At 19.2% G+C, this 4,233-nt stretch carries 5 protein-coding genes; all 5 read right to left on the reverse strand.

Going from position 1 to position 4,233, the window contains the following annotated elements; genetic code table 4:
* Nucleotides 1–256 precede the first annotated feature (256 nt).
* The 5 genes from D9R21_RS04575 to D9R21_RS04595 all read right to left on the reverse strand — a co-directional run bounded on the left by D9R21_RS04575 (nt 257) and on the right by D9R21_RS04595 (nt 4,063).
* Nucleotides 257–622, reverse strand: coding sequence for a hypothetical protein (locus D9R21_RS04575; protein ID WP_126821280.1), 366 nt, complete (start codon nt 620–622; stop codon nt 257–259).
* A gap of 18 nt (nt 623–640) precedes the next feature.
* Nucleotides 641–1,267, reverse strand: a complete 627-nt coding sequence (locus D9R21_RS04580) for a hypothetical protein (RefSeq protein WP_126821281.1) — start codon at nt 1,265–1,267, stop codon at nt 641–643.
* Between the two features lie 351 nt (nt 1,268–1,618).
* Nucleotides 1,619–2,134, reverse strand: coding sequence for a hypothetical protein (locus tag D9R21_RS04585; RefSeq protein ID WP_126821282.1), 516 nt, complete (start codon nt 2,132–2,134; stop codon nt 1,619–1,621).
* A 92-nt stretch (nt 2,135–2,226) separates the two neighbouring features.
* Nucleotides 2,227–3,720 (reverse strand): hypothetical protein, encoded by a 1,494-nt coding sequence (locus D9R21_RS04590; protein ID WP_126821283.1) that lies wholly within the window; start codon nt 3,718–3,720, stop codon nt 2,227–2,229.
* Nucleotides 3,698–4,063, reverse strand: a complete 366-nt coding sequence (locus D9R21_RS04595) for a hypothetical protein (RefSeq protein ID WP_126821284.1) — start codon at nt 4,061–4,063, stop codon at nt 3,698–3,700. The genes D9R21_RS04590 and D9R21_RS04595 overlap by 23 nt, the downstream gene beginning before the upstream one ends.
* Between the last annotated feature and the right edge of the window lie 170 nt (nt 4,064–4,233).

Raw genomic sequence — 4,233 nt, forward strand, 5'->3', positions numbered from 1 at the left:
AGTTTTCATTCTTTATTAAAAAAAGCAACAATTCATAACAATATTTACTTATCGCATGACGAATATATTAATGATGTTAAAAAATGAAATAAATGATATTCAAGCCGCAAAGAAAAGGATATAATAAATAAAAGTTTATAAACCTTTTTTACTAATACTTACTTTTTGGGGTGCAGTCTATAGTAATGCGGGTATTCCTAGTGTTAATCCGTGAATAGTTCAGTATAGTATTCTTAAAAAGAATAGTTTAATTTTTTTATTTTTCATTTTTTTTATCTCCTTGTTTATGTTTGATATTTATTTCGTTATTGTTTGATAATTTGTTGTTGAAATTAACAGTCATAATATCTAGTTTTGTTTCAATTCGTAAAATTGATAATTTAATTTCGCTTTTTAATTTGTTAAATTCTTTAATATAAATATTGTTTATATTTTGTATATTTGCTATTTCTTTGTTGATTGTTTTTAATTCGCTTTTAATATTTTCATTTTCTTTTTGTAAACTGGTATTTTGTTCTTTAATGTTTTTATTTTTTTTATTTAATCACATCGCTATTGTGCCAGCACCACCACCAGTAAATATTGATAATATAATTGCAATAATTTCAACGATTTGTTCCATTTATAAAATATTCTCCTTTTAACCTTTTCAACGATACTTTTCTCTAATATCAGCAATTTGACGATTTATTTCTGTTTCTACATTTTTCGCATTTTTATCTGTATTATTTATTTCGTTATTTATTTTTTCGTATTCTTGTTTAATGTTTTTAATTTCATTTATATTTTTAGTTAATTGATTAATTTCAATGTAATTTAATAATTCTTTAATATTTGTAATATTATTTGATGTTGTTTGATAACTAATTAATGCTATTTCATAAATGCCATTTTCTTTATTAATTAGATTGTCATTTTGTAAATTTGGGCTTGAACCGTTATTATATTTAATTTCTAAATTAACTGGATCAGATTGTCCTAAATTAACTTTTATTATTACATATCCGTAATAAGTTTCGTTTGGATTGCTGGGTTGAATTAATTCTATTTCTGTATTTTCTTCAATTTCTAATAATCTGCCATAAATTAAAATATAGTTTTGGTTAAAAGTTATTTTGTTATTATTTTGCGTATAAAGTAATTTGTCATTATTTTTAATAATTCCTACTTTGTCTTCTGAATTATTTGATAAAAAATAATTTTGTATGTTTGCCCCATCTACTGCTTCAATATTATGGTTATTAAATGTTTTTCCTACGACTGCCAATTTTATTCACCTCATTTGGTCGTGTGTCATCATACCGTCATTAAAATATAATGTCAAATAAAAAAGACAATCAATAATGTCTATAAAATATATTTAATATTATTAAATTAAATATTCTTATGATAGCCAAAAATATTGAATAATAATTATAGTTTTATAATAAAAAACAATTATTTTATGTTTTAATGATTCTTACACACAATAATATTTTAGATTTAATTTAAAAATAAAGAAAATATTAAATAATAATTTCTAATTTTGAACATGTCCATAATTTTGTGTTTCAATATCTTATTATAAATTATAATTAAATTCAATTTGTTTAATTAATTACCGTATTTTTTATAAAAATTATAGTAAATCTAAAATAATTTTATAATTTAAACATTTTGATTTATTAATAAAATATTTTAAATATTCAATAAAGTTTTCTTTTTCTGGCAAAACAATTTCTGCTATTTTTTTGTAGTATTTTTTTCTATATTGTTTTCCATTATAAATATTAATTAATTGCGAAATATAATTTAAAACAAAACGAGAAGGAGATTCATTTTGATTTAAAAAATAAATTTTTGTATGTAAAATTAAATGTTCTAATAAATTACAATAAACTAAACGATCTGATTTTTGATAATCAAATGGGCTTTTTCTTGCAAATTCTGGCGTTGACAACATAATTGCTTTATCTTCATCAATATGATGAATGCACAAACCATCATTTCCTTTTTTAATTTTATTATTAATACTTTTCATTTCTGAAGTTAAAAAATAATCGCCATTAACCTTACCATATTTTTTAATTAAATAATTTCAATATTCTTCATAACTTAATTCTAATATTTTTTTAATGTCATAACATATTTTCATTAATATTATTACCTCAAATTAATTATATAATAAACTTATTGCATTACTATAAAATAATAGAAATTTAAAAATGATATTGTAATTAATTAAAATTAAATATTTTTTGTTTTTAACATATCAATAAAATTAATTCTTGCTTTTCCGAATATTAAATGAATGGTGTTTTTGTTATTTTCATATTGAATTGCGGATAATATTGTTTCATATTCTTTGTTATTAAAATATAAAATAAATTTATCGCCTAATTTTATTTTGTTTAAATCTAAAATATTTGTGTTTTTATTAATATCAAATTCTATTGAATGTGAATATTTGCTTTGTTCTAATTCTTGTTTAGCATAATCAAATATATTAATTTTTTTATCTAATTTAGCAGTTTTATTTATAATTGGTAAAATTCTACTTTTAATATCTTTTTTATTTTTAATATTTTCAATATATTTTTTAACATCTGCTAAATTTTCTAATTCTGTTTGCGGTTCTGTTATAAATTTTTCTAATTCTAAAAATTCATTTCAATTAAAAATATTATATTTTTCTATTTCATTTCAAGTATTTTCATTATTTGGAAAAGCAAAAATTATTTTATTAGATTGTTTTAAAAAATTAGCAACCGCAATATTTGAATAAGATTTTTCATCTTCAATATTATTTTGATACAAATATCATATATTATCTTCTACTAATTGCAAATATGTAGTTCTATCACTTCCAAATGTTTTTGTACCAATTGGGGAATTTTTAATTAAATCTAATGTTATTTTTTTACCCTCAACTGTAATTTCTATTACTTGTGCGGAAACCTTATTATTTCAGGTATTTAAAATCTTATCTAATATTTCTTTATTAATGATTTCATTATTTTTAAGTAAATATCAGCTTTCTTTAAAGTTATTATTTTCATCATAAATATCTAATTTATTAATTGCTTGTTTATAAAAATCATCTATTTTTAAATTATAAATATCATTAATATTATCTTTTAAATAATATGCCTCGTTATTCGGTGAATTAAAAGTTATATTAATTTTTTTATTTTTAATATTTAATTCAAAAGATAAATAATTTCTTGTTTGGTTATAAATAATTTTATAAAAATCAAAAAAACTTATTTCTGATTGATTATCTTGTATAAATGTATATTTGCTATTATCTGATTTATTAGTTCATATTAAGTTATTTTTTCAAAATTCTTTTAAAAAACTATCTTGATTAAAATAGTGGTCAGAAAATGTATATAAATCATTCCAAGCAAGTTCATTTATTCTATTTTTAACTAATATTTTAAAATATAAAATACCAATTATTGGTTTACAATTAACTATGCAAAATTTATTTTCTTCAATATTTTCAATATTTGTTATTATTCCTAAATATATTTTTTGATTAATATCATTAGTTATATAAACATAATCACCAATAACGGCGTTTATATTATTTTTACTTAATGTAAATTTTGAAACTTGTAAAACATAGATATCTTCATGAATATTATATTTTTCAACAATACTATTATCTTTAAGGGTTAAATTAATTTGTGAAAAAATATTAATATTAAGATAATTAGACTGATAAATATTCTTCATAGTATTTTATTTCTAAACTCCCTGCTAATTTTGATGTTGGTAAATCATTAAAGTATTTAATTTTATATTCTCCGATTGGTATTGTAAAAAATGTATTTAAATTAAAATCTTGTTTTTCATAAATATTAATTTCTTGTTTAATTTTATTGTTTTTATCTTTAATAACTTTTATAATTTTTTGATTTTCGATAGTTGTATTAATAATAATTGCTTCATTTTCCTTAATTGTTTCATAAATTTTACATTCGCTAATTTCTTTATTATCTTTAAGAAGTTTTATATGTGGATTTATTGATGCACCATTTATGATTATTTCGCCTTTTGCTGGTAAATTAGAGTGCACCCCAAAAAGTAAGTATTAGTAAAAAAGGTTTATAAACTTTTATTTATTATATCCTTTTCTTTGCGGCTTGAATATCATTTATTTCATTTTTTAACATCATTAATATATTCGTCATGCGATAAGTAAATATTGTTATGAATTGTTGCTTTTTTTAATAAAGAATGAAAACT

The organism is Spiroplasma endosymbiont of Megaselia nigra, from assembly GCF_003987485.1.
Taxonomy (GTDB): domain Bacteria; phylum Bacillota_I; class Bacilli_A; order Mycoplasmatales; family Mycoplasmataceae; genus Spiroplasma.